General features: G+C 45.1%; 16 protein-coding genes. 9 read left to right on the top strand and 7 right to left on the bottom strand.

Annotated elements, in window-relative coordinates; genetic code table 11:
- Positions 1-83 precede the first annotated feature (83 nt).
- Positions 84-554, top strand: coding sequence for an SPOR domain-containing protein (locus tag EWM62_RS13310; RefSeq protein WP_129877165.1), 471 nt, complete (start codon positions 84-86; stop codon positions 552-554).
- Positions 547-1,731 (top strand): M20 metallopeptidase family protein, encoded by a 1,185-nt coding sequence (locus tag EWM62_RS13305; protein ID WP_129877164.1) that lies wholly within the window; start codon positions 547-549, stop codon positions 1,729-1,731. Before EWM62_RS13310 ends, EWM62_RS13305 begins: the two co-directional genes overlap by 8 nt.
- An 82-nt stretch (positions 1,732-1,813) precedes the next feature.
- Here the strand turns inward: EWM62_RS13305 and EWM62_RS13300 are convergent, their stop codons facing one another.
- The 3 genes from EWM62_RS13300 to EWM62_RS13290 form a co-directional block, all read right to left on the bottom strand.
- Positions 1,814-2,278, bottom strand: a complete 465-nt coding sequence (locus EWM62_RS13300; protein ID WP_129877163.1) for an SRPBCC family protein — start codon at positions 2,276-2,278, stop codon at positions 1,814-1,816.
- Positions 2,279-2,400: 122 nt separating this feature from the next.
- On the bottom strand, positions 2,401-3,837 hold the full coding sequence (asnS, locus tag EWM62_RS13295; protein ID WP_129877162.1) for an asparagine--tRNA ligase: 1,437 nt from the start codon (positions 3,835-3,837) through the stop codon (positions 2,401-2,403).
- A 145-nt stretch (positions 3,838-3,982) separates the two neighbouring features.
- Positions 3,983-4,468, bottom strand: a complete 486-nt coding sequence (locus tag EWM62_RS13290; RefSeq protein WP_129877161.1) for a DUF6252 family protein — start codon at positions 4,466-4,468, stop codon at positions 3,983-3,985.
- 276 nt (positions 4,469-4,744) lie between these two features.
- On the opposite strand from EWM62_RS13290, the gene dnaG reads away from it, so the two are divergent.
- The 3 genes from dnaG to EWM62_RS13275 all read left to right on the top strand — a co-directional run bounded on the left by dnaG (position 4,745) and on the right by EWM62_RS13275 (position 8,329).
- A complete protein-coding gene (gene dnaG / locus EWM62_RS13285) occupies positions 4,745-6,676 on the top strand; it encodes a DNA primase (RefSeq protein ID WP_129877160.1) in 1,932 nt (643 codons plus the stop codon).
- 209 nt (positions 6,677-6,885) lie between these two features.
- A complete protein-coding gene (locus EWM62_RS13280; RefSeq protein ID WP_129877159.1) occupies positions 6,886-7,254 on the top strand; it encodes a YraN family protein in 369 nt (122 codons plus the stop codon).
- Between the two features lies 1 nt (position 7,255).
- Complete coding sequence (locus EWM62_RS13275; protein ID WP_129877158.1) at positions 7,256-8,329, top strand: glutaminyl-peptide cyclotransferase; 1,074 nt, start codon at positions 7,256-7,258, stop codon at positions 8,327-8,329.
- A gap of 65 nt (positions 8,330-8,394) precedes the next feature.
- Here the strand turns inward: EWM62_RS13275 and EWM62_RS13270 are convergent, their stop codons facing one another.
- Positions 8,395-11,187, bottom strand: a complete 2,793-nt coding sequence (locus EWM62_RS13270; RefSeq protein WP_129877157.1) for a hypothetical protein — start codon at positions 11,185-11,187, stop codon at positions 8,395-8,397.
- Positions 11,188-11,209: 22 nt separating this feature from the next.
- Positions 11,210-12,181, bottom strand: coding sequence for a GlxA family transcriptional regulator (locus tag EWM62_RS13265; protein WP_129877156.1), 972 nt, complete (start codon positions 12,179-12,181; stop codon positions 11,210-11,212).
- A 138-nt stretch (positions 12,182-12,319) separates the two neighbouring features.
- Here EWM62_RS13265 and EWM62_RS13260 point away from each other — a divergent pair, with 138 nt between their 5' ends.
- Entirely contained in the window at positions 12,320-12,880 is a 561-nt protein-coding gene (locus EWM62_RS13260) for a dihydrofolate reductase family protein (protein WP_129877155.1), read from the top strand.
- Between the two features lie 5 nt (positions 12,881-12,885).
- A complete protein-coding gene (locus EWM62_RS13255; RefSeq protein ID WP_129877154.1) occupies positions 12,886-13,449 on the top strand; it encodes a dihydrofolate reductase family protein in 564 nt (187 codons plus the stop codon).
- Between the two features lie 26 nt (positions 13,450-13,475).
- Here EWM62_RS13255 and dapF read toward each other — a convergent pair whose 3' ends face one another.
- A complete protein-coding gene (gene dapF, locus EWM62_RS13250) occupies positions 13,476-14,261 on the bottom strand; it encodes a diaminopimelate epimerase (protein WP_129877153.1) in 786 nt (261 codons plus the stop codon).
- 172 nt (positions 14,262-14,433) lie between these two features.
- Between dapF and EWM62_RS13245 the strand changes: the two genes are divergently transcribed.
- Both EWM62_RS13245 and purD read left to right on the top strand, forming a co-directional pair.
- On the top strand, positions 14,434-15,963 hold the full coding sequence (locus tag EWM62_RS13245) for a Do family serine endopeptidase (protein WP_203235045.1): 1,530 nt from the start codon (positions 14,434-14,436) through the stop codon (positions 15,961-15,963).
- Positions 15,964-16,191: 228 nt separating this feature from the next.
- Positions 16,192-17,469, top strand: a complete 1,278-nt coding sequence (gene purD / locus EWM62_RS13240; RefSeq protein WP_129877499.1) for a phosphoribosylamine--glycine ligase — start codon at positions 16,192-16,194, stop codon at positions 17,467-17,469.
- 123 nt (positions 17,470-17,592) lie between these two features.
- Here purD and EWM62_RS13235 read toward each other — a convergent pair whose 3' ends face one another.
- Positions 17,593-18,759, bottom strand: a complete 1,167-nt coding sequence (locus tag EWM62_RS13235; RefSeq protein WP_129877151.1) for a TlpA disulfide reductase family protein — start codon at positions 18,757-18,759, stop codon at positions 17,593-17,595.
- Positions 18,760-18,792 lie beyond the last annotated feature (33 nt).

Genomic DNA, 18,792 nt, shown 5'->3' with positions numbered 1-18,792 from the left:
TAGCGAAGGATCTGTTAGTGAATATGCATGTCGCCTATAGAAGCTTCACTATCGTTCAGCATGACAATTATTAATAATAGAACATGAAAAAAGCAATACCTGATAACAAAGCCCCAATAAGCCTCATCAGATATTGCTTTTTGTTTTTACTGCTATCGCTATCTGCTAAAACATTTGCACAGGAACGGGGGAAAGTACAAGTAGTGGCGCCGCCCTTATTTGATACACTTTTAGCCAAACGTGCCGAACTTAACAAAAATACCAAAGGCGGGGCCGCAGCGGGATACTCATCATCATATGGTTACCGCGTGCAGATCTACAGCGGCAGCAACCGCAACTCGGCGTATAACGCGCAGGCAAAGTTTAACCGCGAGTTCCCCGAAATGCGTACCTATATCATTTACCGCGAGCCAAACTTTAAAGTTAGGGCCGGCGATTTCAGGTCGCGCATCGAGGCCGAGCGGATGAAAGAACAGTTAAAGCCCATGTTCCCGGCTATGTTCATCGTGTCAGAAAAAATCAATCCACCCAAAACGGTTATCACTAATGATTAAAGAAAAGATCCAGGCTTTAGCAAAAGATATTTTTAATGAGGTAGTAGCTAACCGCCGGCATTTGCACTCACACCCCGAGCTTTCTTTTCATGAGGTAGAAACTTCGGTATTTGTTGCGAATAAGCTGGAAGAGCTTGGACTGGAATACCATAAAATGGCCGACACCGGGTTGGTGGCCCTCATAAAAGGCGATAAGCCGGGCGACCAGGTAGTAGCCCTGCGTGCCGATATGGACGCGCTGCCTATCACCGAAGCTAACGATGTGCCATACAAATCGCAAAACCCAGGCGTAATGCACGCCTGCGGGCACGATGTGCATACTTCATCGTTATTAGGCGTAGCTAAGATATTAACCGACCTGAAAAGTGAATTTGGCGGTACTGTAAAACTCATTTTTCAACCTGCCGAAGAAAAACTGCCCGGCGGTGCCAGCCTGATGATCAAAGAGGGTGTGTTGGAAAATCCAAAACCACAGGCCGTTATCGGTCAGCACGTTATGCCGCTGATAGATGCCGGTAAGGTAGGCTTTCGCGCAGGCAAGTATATGGCTTCTACGGATGAACTTTACGTAACTGTACGAGGTAAGGGGGGCCACGGCGCACAGCCGCAGCAAAATGTGGATCCGGTTATCATCACCGCCCATATTTTAACCGCATTGCAAACCATCGTTAGCCGTTCTGCAGACCCCAAGAGCCCATCGGTACTATCCTTTGGTAAAGTAATTGCAAACGGGGCCACCAATGTAATACCCAACGAGGTTTACCTGGAAGGTACCTTCCGTACGATGGACGAAAAATGGCGCAGCGAGGCACATGTCAAAATTAAAAAGATGGCCGAAGGCATTGCCGAAAGTATGGGAGGCAGCTGCGAGTTCAACATCATGAGGGGTTACCCGTTCCTGATCAACGAAGAAAAATTAACTGCCAAAACACGGGCGAATGCCGAGGATTATTTGGGTAAAGAGAACGTGCTCGACCTTGATATATGGATGGCGGCAGAAGATTTTGCCTATTACTCGCAGGTAGCTGATTCCTGCTTTTATCGCCTGGGAACCCGTAACGAAGTTCGCGGTATCACCTCATCGGTACATACCCCAACCTTTGACGTGGAAGAAACCGCCCTTGAACAAAGCGTTGGCCTGATGGCTTATTTGGCTATTAAGCAATTGGGGAATTAGTTAGTCCATAGACTATGGTCGATGGTCCATGGAAAAACCTTTTCTATATTCTAACAATATCATTTCGGCCATGGTCTATTGACTATCGACTATGGTCTGTTTTCTCCGCCCCGTCTTTTATAACCAAATTACGCTTCGCCAACAACCCTGTCATATATCTTTTCAGGAATAGCCAGTCAGCCAGTTTACCTAATACACCCAATGGCGATTCAAACATAAATACATCCCGCATAACGGTTTGCCTGTCGTCCCCGGTAAAATAATGCTCGTGCCGGAAACTTTTGAAAGCGCCGCTAACCATCTCATCAGCAAAGAAAAAAGGCGCGTTAAACTCCGTGATTTTTGAAGTAAGATTTTGCCAGATGCCGAAATGCTTTGCCCGCCAGGTAACGGTTTCGCCCAATTCAATTAAGCCGCTGGTACGGCCTGCAACAGCCTGCTCGCCGGTATGGGCGGTAGATGCCACATGCACGTCGATATCCCTTGCAACATCAAAAACGCTTTGAACAGATGCTTTAATTTCGGTAACAAGTATGATTTTGGCCATTGTTATTGAGTGAAAGCTATTCGGTAGTATCGCGTCGCAAACGTCCACCCACATTAAGCACTCGTCACAGACGAGCGCAAGGAATCTGTGAAATCTATCTTAGAATCTGTGTAATCCTAATACTAAAATTCCGCGTTTTTCGGGAACCTTGGGAAAGGGATAACATCGCGGATATTACCCATACCGGTAACAAACAGCACCAATCGCTCGAAACCTAAACCAAAGCCGGCATGCGGGCAGCCGCCGTAACGGCGGGTATCCAGGTACCACCAAAGTTCATCTTTGGGGATGCCAATCTCGTCCATACGCTGCTCCAGTTTATCAAGGCGTTCCTCGCGCTGCGAGCCGCCTACAATTTCGCCGATACCCGGGAAAAGGATATCCATTGCGGCAACGGTTTTGCCGTCGTCGTTCTGGCGCATGTAAAAAGATTTTATCTCTTTAGGGTAATCTGTAAGGATCACCGGTTTTTTAAAGTGTTTTTCAACCAAATAGCGCTCGTGTTCTGATTGCAGATCGGTGCCCCAGCCCTCAATCAAATATTGAAATTTCTTCTTTTTGTTTGGGGTTGATTCTTTCAGGATCTCGATAGCCTCGGTATAGGTAAGGCGCTCAAAATTGTTATCCAGGCAAAACTGCAGTTTCTCTAACAGGTTAAGTTCAGAGCGGTCCTGCTGTGGTTTTTGCTTTTCCTCGTCCAACAAACGCTGACTCAAAAATTCGATATCGTCCTTGTTCTTATCCAGCGCGTAGCGGATAACGTATTTCAATAATTCCTCGGCCAGGTCGGCGTTGTCTTTTAGGTCATAGAAAGCCATTTCGGGCTCTATCATCCAAAACTCGGCCAGGTGGCGGGTAGTATTCGAGTTTTCGGCACGGAAGGTAGGGCCAAAAGTGTAAATATCACTCAGGGCCATAGCACCAAGTTCGCCCTCCAGCTGGCCGGATACGGTAAGGTTGGTAGCACGGCCAAAAAAGTCTTGTTTAAAATCAATTTCACCCGTTTCGGTTTTTGGCGGGTTGGCCAAATCGAAGTTGGTTACGTGGAAAGTTTCACCTGCGCCTTCTGCATCACTCGCGGTGATAACAGGGGTATGCAGGTAAACAAAACCGCGTTCCTGGAAAAAGGTGTGTATAGCAAACGACAACGTGTTACGCACCCTGAATATAGCCCCGAATGTGTTGGTGCGGAAACGCAGGTGCGCTATCTCACGTAAAAACTCAAGGCTGTGTTTTTTAGGTTGCAGTGGGTATTTCTCAGGATCGCTATCGCCTAATATTTCTATAGAGGTTGCTTTAACATCAACGCTTTGGCCTTTACCAAGCGATGCTACAAGCTTGCCGCTAACGCTAAGCGCCGCGCCGGTGGTAATGCGTTTTAATAAAGCAGGGTCGGTGTTCTCAAAATCAACAACAATTTGCAGGTTGTTATTGGTAGAGCCATCATTTAAAGCAATAAATTGATTGTTACGGAAGGTGCGCACCCAACCTTTAACGGTTACATCAATATCGGTTTTACCGCTTTCAAGCAGTGCTTTAATTTTTGTACGAGAGCTCATATAAATAAAGTATATGCGGCAAAAATACAATTATTTGCTAAAAAGCCCCCTCTAAATGTCCCCCCGGCAGGAGAGAATTTAGAAAGGGCTTTAATTACAGCTTTGATCCCTTCGTTACCCTTCTGAGGTCATTAGGTAGTGCGAATTAGTTTCGTGGCAGATATATCAGGAATTTACCGTTGGTGTATTTAACGCTATCCGGGTAAATGCTTGACGATGTTGGGAACGTACGCTTAAGCTTAAGGGTGAATTTCCCGGCAATTGCATGGTTTACAGAATCTACATCGGTAACTTCAAGCGAGCTGCCGTTGGCTACCCCAATGTTGTAGCGGCTAACGGTATCGGTGTTAATTTTTTGATAATATTTAGCTTGGTTGCCTGTTAATGCGTAAACACCTTTACCGGTGTATTTAATATGCATTTTGATACCTGCATCCTGGCTTCGTCCCATTATAGAAATAGAATCGGCACCTACTTTAGCGCTTCCCGGTTCACCATAAACCTGCAGGCCATTCTTTTCGGCAACAAAATATGGCTGATAAGGCGCGGTGCAGCAATTGTCATCATTTTTTATGCATGCCGTAAGCAACAATGCCAACGCCGCAATTGATGTAAATGTTAATTTTTTCATGATCAGTATTTTTTGAATGTGTTATTTCTACTATACGTTAAAAAACTTGCCGGTGATACAAGGAGAATGTTTTTTTGCAAAACCTGAGGGTTTATTCATCCTTGGCCTCTCTTTCGGAACCAGCGCGTCGTCGGGGGTGAGTAAGCGAGGGCAGCAAATGCGAGAGTTATTGGGGGGCGGGGAGACTGAATCCGCATTACATTTAATTAGAATTTTCTATATTTAGGGAGCAGGTAAAAACTTACTTTTGTACCCGCTCAATCGCGATTAACAAACATGATCACCAAACCCACCGTCGACCGTATAATGGAAGCCACAGATATTGTGGAGGTGATTGGCGAATTTGTGCAATTAAAAAAACGCGGTGCCAATTATGTGGGCCTTTCGCCGTTCGCTAACGAGCGTACGCCTTCGTTCACGGTATCGCCTGCAAAGGGTATTTTTAAAGATTTTTCGTCGGGCAAGGGGGGCAGCGCCGTTACCTTTTTAATGGAGCTGGAAAAGTTTACCTATCCCGAAGCTTTAAAGTGGTTGGCCAAAAAATACGGGATACCGGTTGAGGAAACGGTAGATACGACCGAAAACCTGGAAGAACAAAATCATCGCGAGAGCCTGATGATCGTATCCGGCTACGCGGCAAAGTTTTTTCACGAGAGCCTGCTGGATACCGATGAAGGGCAAAACATAGGCCTTAGCTATTTTAAAGAGCGCGGGTTTAGTAACGATACCATCAAGAAATTTGAGCTGGGCTACTCGCCCGACCAATGGGAGGCATTTACCGGAGAAGCCATAAAGCAGGGTTACCAGGAGGAGTACCTGGTAGAGAGCGGCCTCTCGGTGAAACGGGACAACGGATCGCTGTACGACCGTTACCGCGGGCGCGTAATGTTCCCCATCCATAGCTTTACCGGCAGGGTGATAGCCTTTGGCGGGCGAACGCTGAAAAGTGACAAGAACGTACCGAAGTACGTAAACTCTCCCGAGTCGGAGATCTACCATAAATCGAACATTTTATACGGGTTGTATTTTGCCAAGCGGTCTATCCGCGAGGAGGATAACTGCTATCTGGTAGAGGGTTATGCCGATGTGATATCGGTTCACCAGGCGGGGATAGAAAACGTGGTGGCATCATCGGGTACATCCCTAACGGTTGAGCAGATCCGCCTGATAGGCCGCCTCACCAAAAACATCACTATTTTATATGATGGAGATGCGGCGGGGATAAAGGCATCCCTGCGCGGGCTGGACATGATCCTGGAAGAAGGGCTCAATGTAAAAGTGGTACTGTTACCTGATGGGCACGACCCGGATTCGTACGTGCAAAAATTTGGTACAAATGCCTTTAAAACGCATATCGACCAAAATAAAAAAGACTTTATTGTTTTTAAAACAGATATACTGTTAAAAGAAGTAGGGGACGATCCTATTCGAAAGGCAGACGCAATCAGAGATATTGTAGAATCTATTGCAAAAATTCCTGATTTTATTAAAGTAGAATTATTCGTAAAACAATGTAGTAGCTTATTAGCAATACAAGAAAGGTCATTACTTACGGAGGTAAACAAAATAAAGCTTGGTAAACAAAAAAAATATTATGATCAACAAAAGGTTGAACTGAGTAAACTTGATGTTGAAAAGATTGAAATTAAGGAAAATCCGCCCGTAAGTAAATCTAATGTCGAGGACAAAAGCCAAGAAGAGGAAGTTATAAGATTATTAGTTACTTATGGTCATAATTTGATTAATTGGGATGGAATTGCTGATACATATATTGGCAGTTTTATAATTGCCAATATAGCTGATGTAATATTTGCAAATAAAACAAGACTCGACTTTATAGAAATTTATAAAAATGAAATTGAAGCGGGAAAGACACCTGACGAAACATTTTTTATAAGTCATATTAGGTTAGATATATCAACCCTTGCTATTCAATTATTATTATCACCATATGTTTTGAGCCCAAACTGGTTAGAATTACATCGAATTAATGTCAACGATGAAACTAAAAATATGAAATCCACTATTTTGGGCGGTATCTATCATTTAAAAAAAGCAAAAATAGAAAGAATGAAAACTTTGCTATCTAAGCAAATTAAAGAGTCTACCATACCCGACGAAGTAGATATTTTACTTAGTCAATTCAATCACTTAAAAAAAGTTGAAAGAACAGTTGCCGATTATTTAGGTATCGTAATATTAAAATAACATGAAATCCGGGAGCTTTATACTGACGCTCGCTTTTCAATTATCGTTATTGTTTTGGATTTATAATTTAGTGCTTGTGGCCGTTGTTTTCCTATTCGTTTTGTTATCGGGGTTATTGATGTGCGTTTTTTATCGTAAAATAAAAGCGTCCGTTAAAGAACTGGGATGGGAATGTTATACGGAAATTTAAGCAGTATCAATATAAAATAATGGCAACCCACAACGATTTGGGCCAAAAAGGCGAAGCAATGGCAAAAGCCCATATGGAAGCCACCGGGTATGAGATAATGGACGAGAACTGGGTTTTTGGCAAAGCCGAGATCGACCTGATAGCTTACAAAGCCGGGGTTATCATCTTTACAGAGGTAAAAACCCGCACCGGCAATGCCTTTGGCGAACCGGAGGATTTTGTAGATGCCCGCAAGCAGCGTTTACTTGTTGAAGCTGCCGATGAGTACATATATTTGATGAACCACCAGGGCGAAGTGAGGTTTGATATAATATCTATCCTTTTCGACCGTAATAATAACCACACATTAAAACATATTGAAGATGCCTTTTGGCCTTCTGCCTATTAAGATGAATAAACGTATAACCCTCTTAGCCCTGATAGCCCTTTTTGCATACAGCTGTAAAGACAAGGATAAAGCCGACGAGTTTACCATAAGCCCCGATGCCGGCAGCAACTATAAATCGGGCGAGTCTATCGCCCTTAAAATTGGCTATCCGGCCGGTACCAAGGTAGATTCGGTGGTTTATTTGGTAGACTCTACCCGTGTAGGTGCAGTTAAGGATTCAGCCGCAGTAAACTTAAAAACCGACAGCCTTGCTTTGGGCGCGCGTGTTGTAACCGCCCGTATTTTCCAGGCCGGCAAAAGCCAGGATGTTACCACCAATATTAATTTGCTGGCAGCCAAAGCCCCCGAGGAGCTTATATACAAGGTTGAAAATGTTTTTCCTCACGATACCACACTTTACACGGAAGGTTTGATATACGCGGATAACGGCTTTTACGAAAGTGGCGGCGGTTACGGTGTGCCCATGGGCGGCATACCTGTTGATGGCCCTTCTAAATTAGTTAAAACCGACCTAAATACCGGTAAAATACTGCAAAAACAACCTATAGATGATAAAATATTCGCGGAAGGGATAGTGGTGATCGGCGATAAAATAATGCAGCTGACCTGGAAAGACAAAATTGGCTACGTTTACGATCGCAAAACCCTGAAACCGCTTAGCAAATTTGATAATAATGTTGGTGTGGAAGGCTGGGGCATGACCTATGACGGCACCAAAATTTACATGGACGATAGCACCAACCGCCTTTGGTTTTTAAATAAAGATACTTATCAACAAACAGGCTTTGTAGATGTATACGATGATAAAGGCGCGGTTAACGAGCTGAACGAACTGGAATATATTGATGGAAAGATATACGCCAACGTTTACGGCACCAATAACATAGTTGTAATTGACCCCAAAACCGGGGCCGTACTGCAAAAGGCCGATATGACCAGCCTATATCCCCAAGCCAGCCGCAATCCCGAAGCAAACGTGCTTAACGGAATTGCCTACGATAAGGCTACGGGCCGCATATTTGTCACCGGCAAAAAATGGGATAAACTTTTCCAGGTTAAATTTTATAAGAAGTAGCGCAGGGGCTCGTTCCCAAAACCATGCAGAGGCATAGATATCAGGCGTTTTCCTGAACCCTCCCATTAGGGGGCCGGGGGGCTAACGCTGATGCTTGCCCTTTTTACCCCAACATTCCCATCCAGATCCGCGCCTTCGGCAATAATAGTGTACTTGCCCGGCGCATCTGCAGTGTAAAAACTTATGGTAGCCTTGCCGTCTTTATCGGTAATAATATTTGGTTCCCAATGTATGGTCGATCGGATATCTGTCATATCGGGCAAGGGATCTAACCTGTATTTTGGCGCGTAAAACTGCCTGGGGATGTTAATTGGCATTGGCCTTAGTACATAAGTGCCAATCGCTTTTTTCATAAATGGCCCGTGCCCGCTTCGCGTGGTAACCTCAATAAAGGCATGTTCCCACGGTACTGCCATAGGGTCTACAAAACGAGAGGTATAAGCCGCTACATTTTTCGCTCCGGCCATAAGTTCAATCCCTTTAATTTCCTCTGCATCGTAATACTCAAGATACTGGTTAAAATAATCGTACGGCTTAACGCCGTCGGGTTTTAAAAAGTCAATATCAATTCCATCTATAATAATGTGGAGCAACTGCCCCCTCACCCGGTAGTAGATTACTCCAAACTTATTTGCAATTGGGCCAAATCCCTTAATGTTTTTATAAAGCAGGTCGCGCAGGGTTGTCCTGCCTGCTTTTTGTAGTTGTTCTTCGTCAATGATAACATCAGCCTCGCCCGGCCCGTTCAGGTTCTTCGAATCTTTAACTATACGTTTGCTTTTTATAGTAACTCCTTTAAGCATTTTGCCCCTAAAATTATCATAGTTCTGTTTTAAGGTCACCTGGTTTTTCGCCCTGCTTAAACTGCTGTTATCAATATTAAGGTACCAGGGTACAAGCCGTTCGGCCCGGGGTGTAAAAACAGGTGGCTGAAATTCATCTATTTCTATACCTACGTTACTGCTTTTCCCTTTTTTGTTGCGCGCCTGGATAAAATATACCGCCGTATCTGAAGGCATTACATCTTTAAATGTAAAAACCCCGTTAGCATTGGTAAGGGTATCTGTTACCATCAGGGGTTTTTTGGAGAGCAGGGTTATCCTTGAATTGGGTACAGGCTTGTTAAATATATTGGTAACGCGGCCGGTGATCAAAAATTCAGATTCGGCTGCATGTGGCAGGGGCTTGGCCGGTAAAAATGCGGTTGTCCAGTCGTAGCTTGTCCATCCCTGCGCTAAAAGCAGGCGGTCCAGGTTCTGCCATTTGGTAACATCATCCGCGCTGTTCTCATAATAGCCAGGGTCTTCCACCCCGCCTTTAAGGTCGGATGTAAGCAGCATATAACTTATTATCGGGTTGCTTTTTAAACTGTCGGGTTTTACCTGCCCGTCATCAGTTACAGCAAGCGAAAAACTGCCTTCAACGGGGGTACCATAAGCGTCTGTTACCTTCATGCTTAGCGCAACGCTATCGCGCTGTTTATATACTGTTTTATTGCTGATAATATCGATGCTTAATTTACTGTTGCGGTCGGCAAACACAAGGCGCTCGTTAAGGGGTTTTTTATCGGCACCCATTAAAGTAACGCGTAATATCCCGCCCGGCAAAGTTTTTTTATTGATAAGCAGTTTTGCAATGCCATTACTATCAAATTTTACTAAAGCACCAAAAAAAATCATCCCCCTCATTTGCCCTAACAGGTAATAGCTGTTTACCGCTGTCGCGATATCGGGCGTGGCGGCAACAAATACCGTAATGGAGTCGCTTTTGAACGGGTTATTCACTTTAAGCACAAAGCCCGAAGGTTTAACAGCCGGCAACGGGAAGCTTTTATAAGATCCATCGGGCATTTTTATTTTGGCCGAATAAACCTCGCCCGCTTGCGGCAGCATATGGAATGCACCAATGCCAGTATGCAGCGGAGTAAACGCCGCCACCTCTTCCTGCCTGCTGTTGTATATACTGCCCGATACATCGGTACCGTGCCCGTCTTCGTTGATGGCTTTAAAAGCAACGTAGGCGGGTAAGCCTGCAACCAGGTTTCCCCCTTCGGGCATAAATTGCACATCGATATTTTGCGGGCGGTTAAGCGTCATTGGCATTACCAGCGTACGGTTGCCCTCGCCTTTCCGCAGGTCGCGCAGGGATAACGACAGGTTTTTAAAGTCGGCCTTGGGTGGTAATTCAAAGGTTACGTTTGCCAGGCCCTCTAAATCGGTATTAATATTGCTTTTTAACCAGGTACGTTTGCCATCGGTTAGTTTTAACTGCATTTCGCGCAGGCCAACGGGGCCGTCATCCAGGGTATTAGCTTTTAATGCGAGCTGTGCGTTATAGGCCTCCTGTTTTTTTTGGGTTTGAGCATTGTAATTTATCAGCCAGTCGCTGTTGGCAAGCTTGCTGAAATAAAAGGGTTTGCTGTAAATATAAGCTTCATCAAAATTGCGCATCCAGCTGGTATATGCCCTTAATATGTAGGTGCCCTGGGGCATCTCTTTTTCATCAAGCACTATATTACCATAAGTTATGGCATTAATAGGCGCCATTATCCGTTTTATCAACTTACTGCTATCGTTGGCTATCTCGATATACATTATCCCGCTCTTTTCGCTCGCCTTAAGTGTGGTGCTTTCTAATAAATAAGCTTTAAACCGCAAAGTGTCCCCGGCCTGGTAAGCAGGCTTATCTGTTTGCAGGTATATTTTTTCGATAGCCTGGCTGGCGTTACGGCTGTTAACCGTTGTGATAATATTGCTGATAGCGGCTTTGGCCGATTCCTGGGCGGATACCGAAATATTTAACAGGCATAATATAGATGCCATTAAAAAAAGCGGCGCGGTAAGGATAGGTTTAGGCATGGGTATTTGTGTAGGCGGAGGGCTAATTTATATTATTGTACTTATTCCTGTATTCTACAGGCGATAAACCGGTTATCTTTTTAAAAACCGTACGGAAGGCTTTGGTATCCGAGTAGCCAACATCATACATCACCTCGTTGATGTTTTTACGGCTGCTTTCCAGGTGCTTTTTGGCTGCTTCTATTTTAACGCGTTGTATGTACTCCAGCGGGCTGTTGTTGGTTGCCTTTTTAAACCGGCGCTCGAAGTGGCGCTTGCCGATGGCATATTTCAGGGCCAGGTCTTCTACCGAAATTTTTTCGGTAATGTTGGCCTCGATAAATTCCTGCGCTTTTTTAATGGGCTCGTCCTCGTGCGTTTTTTGCCCGTTAAACATAATAAATGGCGATTGGCTTTTGCGGTCGATCTCCAGGGCAAACATTTTTGCAGCCATAATAGATATATCGCGCCCGGCATGTTTTTCTATCAGGTACAAAAGAAGGTTCCAATAGGATGTAGCGCCACCGCTGCTGTACAAGCCTTTTTGCTCGGTAACAATACGGTCGTCAACAAGTGTAATATCGGGGAACATTTCGCGGAACTCGTTTGCAAAGCGCCAATGAGTAGAGCATTCTTTGCCGTTTAGCATACCCGTTGCCGCCAGCAGGAACGCGCCAACGCAAAGGCTGGCTACCTCGGCGCCTTTATAATGCTGATCGGTTATCCAGGGGATAAACTCCGCGTTGCGCGCTATAGCGGTAGCCATATCTCCCCCAAAGGCCGGAACGATGATCAGGTCGGTTTTTTTAATCTCGCCCAGCACCGCATCGGTATGTACCGAAAACAAACCGCCATGCAGGCGTATCTCTTTTTGCAGCCCCACCAGCTGCACGTTAAATGCGGGCGGTTTACCCAATGCGGCCAAAAAATCATTAGCGCCGGTAAAAATAATACGCGGGTCTACAATGCTTGCCAGCACGGCCTCGTTGGTTATCAGTATGGATACGTGTCTCATGATGAAAGGTAGTTAGCGGTTTGCAGGAATAAATGTAGGAAAGAACAAAGTCGTAAACAACCCCTAATAAGTCCTTTTTGCACCTGATGGAATATTTAGCTGTGCGGTACATTTGTATTATCAAAACAAACAGCAAAAATGAGAAAGCTAAAATTACAAATGCAGGTTAGCCTTGATGGTTTTGTAGCCGGGCCAAATAATGAAATGGACTGGATGACCTGGAACTGGGACGATAAACTGAAAGAATATGTACAGGAAATTACCGGACCGGTAGATGCCATTGTACTTGGCCGTGTACTGGCGGAAGGTTTTATCCCGGTTTGGAAAGAACGCGCCGCCGACCCGGCCGCCGACAGCTTTACTCATAAAATGGTAAACTCCCCTAAAGTAGTGTTCACCAAAACCCTTACCGAAAACCCATGGGAAAACACCACCCTTGCTACAGGCAATATAGTTGAGGAGATAAATAAATTAAAGGGACAGCCCGGCGGTGATATTGTGGTATATGGCGGAGCAACATTTGCATCGGCGCTAATAAAACACAACCTGGTAGACGAGTACCATATTTTTGTTAACCCGGTTGCCATTGGCAAAGGCAAAAGCATTTACAAGGCGCTGGAAGCAAAGCTTGCCCTGAAACTGGTTAAAGCTACAACGTTTGATTGCGGTATTACCGTGCTTTGCTATAACCCCGCGTAAATACTATGCGCAGGTTAATTGTATCGATGAATATAACCCTTAACGGTTTTATGGCCGGCCCCGATGGCGAATTGGACTGGCATGAACCTTATTGGGATGAAGAAATGGGAAAGGTTATTGCCAAGCAATTGGGCGATGCGGATACTTTATTGATAGGAAGGAACACCTATCAGTGTATGGCGCCCTATTGGCAGGCTCAGCAGGCAAACCCTTCTGCGCCACGGGATGCGGCAGACTTTGCCGATATGATGAACCGGTACAAAAAGGTAATATTTTCTAAAACGCTTAAAACCGTAAGCTGGCAAAACGCGCGCCTGGCCAGCCGGCCAATCAGCAAAGAAATTATGGCTTTAAAAGCCCTTAAAGGGAAGGATATGGTTGTATATGGCAGCGGCAAGCTGGTTACACAGCTTATAAAGCTAAATTTGGTAGATGAATACTTAATATGGATTTATCCGGTGGCAATAAAACAAGGCCGGCCGCTCTTTAAAACAAGGCTGGACATACGGCCCTATAAAACGCGGGTTTTTGATACAGGGGTTGTGCTGATGTGTTATAAAACTAATTAAGGGTGACCAGCGGAAGCGCGATTATATTAAATCGCAGCTTCTCCCTTAAAAACCAATTCGGCAGGCCCTTCTAAAAATATATTGCTGAATTTTTCGCCGTCGTGGTCAAAGCGGATGTTGAGATCGCCGCCTAAAACTTTTATGGGGGTAGCAATTGTGCCGATTTGCAGATTATGTTTGGCCATAGCCAATGCCACAGCAGTAACACCGGTGCCACAAGCGTAGGTTTCGTTTTCTACACCACGTTCAAAGGTGCGCACAAAGTACCCCTCGCCGTTTCTTTCTACAAAGTTTACGTTGATGCCATCCTGTTTATAAGTGGGGTTATTGCGTATGGCGTAACCTTCGTTATACACATCTTTAATATCCAGGTTGGCGGTTAGTTTAACATAATGCGGCGAGCCGGTGTTAAGTACATAGGCCTCGCCATCGGTATCAATATTTGCTACGTCTATCATTTGCAGGCTAACCCAGTTGCCTGCATCTGAAATTTTAGCATGGTGCACGCCATCCGTAGCCAGAAATTTTGTTGTGCTTTGAATAATGCCCAGGTGTTTGGCAAAAGCCACTATACAGCGGCCGCCGTTGCCACACATGCTGCCTTCGTTGCCATCGGCATTGTAATAAACCATTTTAAAGTCGAAACCCGCTTCATTTTCAAGTAGCATCAGGCCATCACCTCCTATACCGAAGCGCCTGTCGCATAATTTTGCAACAGACTGTTTATCAATACTGTTCACAATATTGCTGCGGTTATCTATCAGGATAAAATCGTTTCCCGCGCCCTGGTATTTATAAAAGGTTATCTGCACAACAGTTTGTTATCTTTACACGTTAAATTACAAGAACAAATATACCCTACTATTTATAGTAATTTAACACTTTTTAACATTATTACATATACCTTATTATTGATTATATCGTCTATATGGTATTAAATTTGAATCTCGTATCAAAAAAGTAAAAAAGAAAGTGAATAATAATATGAAAAAAATCGGTTTAACATTATTAACCGCCTTTGCAGGTGGTGCCATGGCGTTAGGCGTATATAAACTTGTCGAAAACAAGTATGCCGACAGCATGAGCTTAGAAGACAAACAAAAAGTTTATTTTGCCAGCAACCGTGCAGGTGCACCAGTTACTTCATCTGCCGGTTCGGTAGATTTTACACAAGCCGCTGCAGACGTAACACCGGCAGTGGTTTATATCCGCACAACGTATTCAGATAAAAGCAGCGGTCAGCAGGACCAGCTGGAGCAAATGTTCGGACAGATGTTCGGCCAGCGTATGCGTCCGCAGGGCCCGCAAATGGCTTCAGGATCAGGGGTTATTATTTCTCCGGACGGTTACATTGTAACCAACAACCATGTTGTGGCCAAGGCCGAGAAGATCCAGATAGTTACTAACGACCACCGCAACTTTGAGGCGAAGGTAATTGGTACCGACCCCAATACCGACCTTGCACTGATAAAAATTGATGCTACTAACCTGCCAATTGTAAAATTGGGTAACTCCGACGCGGTACGCGTAGGTGAGTGGGTGTTAGCTGTAGGTAATCCGTTTAAGCTTAATTCAACCGTAACCGCGGGGATCGTTAGCGCTAAAGGAAGAAGCATCAATATTATTGGCCGCGACGAGGATGAAGACAGCCCGTATCCGGTTCGGCAGCAGGAAAACCCAACATTAAGAAAAGGTATCGAATCGTTTATACAAACGGATGCTGCTATTAACCCCGGTAACAGCGGCGGCGCGCTGGTTAACACCGCAGGCGAACTGATAGGTATAAATGCCGCTATCGCCTCGCATACCGGCTCATATGAGGGCTATGGGTTTGCCATCCCTATCAACCTTGCAAAAAAGGTATTGAATGATATTAAAAAATACGGCGCGGTTAAACGTGGTTACATTGGTATTGGCTTTGCCGACCTTAGCGACCCTGATGCTGCAAAACAAGTAGGCAGCGATAAAACCAACGGTTTATACGTAACCAGCCTGATAACCGGCGGCGGTGCAGAAAAAGCAGGACTTAAAACCGGTGATATCATTACAAAGGTTGAAGGTAACCCGGTTTTTGAATCGTCTGACCTGCAGGAGCGTGTAGCCCGTTTACAACCCGGCGATAAAATTAACCTGACTGTTTTGCGCGATGGCGGCGAAAAATCATTTGCCATTACCTTAAAGGCCGATGCACCTGCGCCACGTACAGCTGCTGTTTCAAAATCGGCTGCAGAACTGTTCAATAAAATGGGCGCAAGCTTTCAGCCGCTAAATGCAGCGCAGAAAGCCAAGTTTCATGTAAACTCGGGCGTATTGGTTACCCAGGTGCGCCCTGGCGGTATATTTGATGACACCGAGATACCGGTAGGTTCGGTAATTACTTCGATCAACAAGCAGCCAATTAACAGCGTTGCCGATATGGATAAGGTAATAACCGCCCTAAGAAACGGCAGGCTGATCATCACCGGTTACTACCCTGATGGTGGTAGCTTCAGCAATGTTTTTGAGGTTCAATAATTAATAAGTTCGATTCTAATGTAAAACCCGGCCGAAAGTCCGGGTTTTTTTATTGAATACCTTTATAAAAAGTATCGCCTACCTGTAGTAATAAAAAGACAGGCCGTTGTTGAACACTAAATGATGTTATTAGCCATAGGTGCAAGCCGCCGCTTACTTATGGTACTACCGGATAAACGGCGCGCAGGATATTCGCACATCTGCACATCAAACATTATATTTGCCGGCATGAATATCCTGCTCCTTGGTTCGGGCGGAAGGGAAAGCGCCTTCGCCTGGAAAATTTCGCAAAGCCCAAAATGCGACAAGCTTTTTATTGCGCCGGGTAATGCCGGTACAGGCCAGTATGGCACCAACATAAATTTAAAAGTTACCGATTTTGAGGGCATTAAAGCCTTTGCTTTGGCAAATGATATTAAAATGGTACTGGTTGGCCCCGAGGAGCCGCTGGTAAAAGGCATCCATGATTTTTTCCTGGCTGATGAACAGTTAAAAAGCATCCCGGTTATTGGGCCGCAGCAGGAAGGCGCGCAATTAGAGGGCAGCAAAGATTATTCAAAGGCATTTATGCAGCGCCATAACGTACCAACCGCGGCATCGCGCACTTTTACCCGCGATAATTTACAGGAAGGGTTTGATTACCTGGCTACTACCGGCCTGCCCGTGGTGTTAAAAGCCGACGGATTGGCAGCGGGCAAGGGCGTTTTGATATGCCTTACCCTTGAAGAAGCCCGCCAGGAGCTTTTAGAGATGCTGACCGAAGCCAAATTTGGCGATGCCAGCTCGAAAGTGGTGATAGAACAATTTTTACAGGGCATAGAGCTTTCAGTTTTTGTAATGACCGATGGCACCAATTACAAAATATTGCCCGAAGCCAAAGATTATAAACGTATAGGCGAAGGCGATACAGGCCTAAATACCGGCGGCATGGGTTCTGTTTCACCGGTACATTTTGCCGATGCTGAATTTATGCAGAAGGTAGAGCAGCGGGTAATTATCCCAACCGTGGAAGGCCTGAAAAAAGAAGGCATCCCTTACAAAGGGTTTATCTTTATTGGCCTGATGAATACCTACGGCGAACCCTGGGTAATTGAATACAACTGCCGCATGGGCGACCCGGAAACGGAAAGTGTAATGCCGCGCATTGAATCGGACTTTGTTGATCTGTTGATGGGTGTTGCCGAAGGAAATCTGAACGAGAAGGAACTGATCATATCCAACAAAACGGCTGCTACAGTGGTTTGCGTTGCGGGTGGTTACCCCGGCGAATACCTTAAAAATAAAACCATAATCGGGATAGAGAATGTGCGCGATTCGCATGTTTTTCATGCGGGAACTGCCTTAGATGGCGATAACATACAGGCAACCGGCGGCCGGGTATTAGCCGTTACCAGCCTGCAGGATAATATGTTTGACGCTCTGCAGCAAGCCACTGCCGATGCTGCACGAATTTATTACGACGGCGCTTACTTCCGTAAGGATATTGGATTTGATCTGTTAAATTAGCCATTGGTCAATGTGCTTTGCGTCTTCGTTCATTGCATAATTTTAAAAAGCAATGCCGGGATTGCATTTTGGCAATCCCGGTTTTTTTAAAGTTCAATGACTCAATGACGCGGAGCCCGTCAATTATATTTTTCCTAATAGTTCTTCCAGCTTTTGGTCAAGCTCGTCACCACGCAAGCCCTTTGCAACAATTTTTCCTTGCGGATCTATCAAAAAACTCTGTGGGATAGAGTACACGTCATAAAGCCTGGCCGCCAGGTTGCCCCAGCCCTTCAGGTCGGATATCTGTGTCCAGGCCAGCCCGTCGCTTTTTATGGCTGCAAGCCACGATGCTTTGTTTTGGTCTAATGATACGCCAAGCACGGTAAAATTCTTGCCTTTATACTTATTATATAATTTCACTTTGTTGGGGCTCTCCTGCCTGCAAGGGCCGCACCACGAAGCCCAAAAATCTACCAGCACATATTTGCCGCGTAATGATGATAGCTGCACCGGCAGCCCGTTTACATCATTTTGAGAAAAATCCGGGGCTGTAGAACCAAGGTCGGTTATTTTTAACCGGTCGATAGCCGCTTTTATTTGCATGCCGCCTTCAGAGTTTTTTACTTCGGCCGATAACTGGTTAAACAAAGGTTCTATATCAGCCGCGCTCGGGGCCGGGCCAGCGGTATTAGATAGTGCCGCCAGGCTTACAATACTGCCCGGATGCTTAGCTATAAAGTTTTTTAATAGTTCCTTTTGCTCTTTCTGCAGGGCAATGTACCGGGCCTGTATGGCATTCTGAAAAGCTGCCGAGCGCTGCTGATCCACAGTGGCTTTCTGCGCGTCGCCTGCTATGGTTTTTGCTTTGTCAACAACTGTTTTAACAAGCGCCCTAAGCGCTTTATCATCATCATTGGTTGGCGAGCCGGTTATAACAGCGCTTGTTATCGAATCTTTACCGGTAATAGTTGTATTGCCTTTCTCCAGGTAAAAGCCTAACCCATCCACGGATTTTGAGGGGCCGGCAGCTGTAAAATTTTGGTCGATATATTTTTTTAAGCCCATGTTGTTATGATCTATAAACAACGATGCGGTGAGCGGCTCCATTACAACGCCTTCAAAGCTAAATTCGCCGTTAACAACATCGGCAGAGTCTATAATGTTATTAGCCCCTATATAGTAAACCAAATAAGCTTTGGCGGGGCCTTTAATCGTACTAAGCCTGGTTTTAACGGTATACTGCTGCGCGTTTTGTGCAAAGGCCAATGCCGGCAGAAACGCCGCAATGGCGAATAGAAATTTCTTCATTTAATATCAGTAAATATCAATAACGTGTAAACG

It is taken from the genome of Mucilaginibacter terrigena, assembly GCF_004168255.1.
Taxonomy (GTDB): Bacteria; Bacteroidota; Bacteroidia; order Sphingobacteriales; family Sphingobacteriaceae; genus Mucilaginibacter; species Mucilaginibacter terrigena.
The sequence above is the reverse complement of the archived record's forward strand: the minus strand, read 5'-3'. Positions and strand labels throughout refer to the sequence as shown.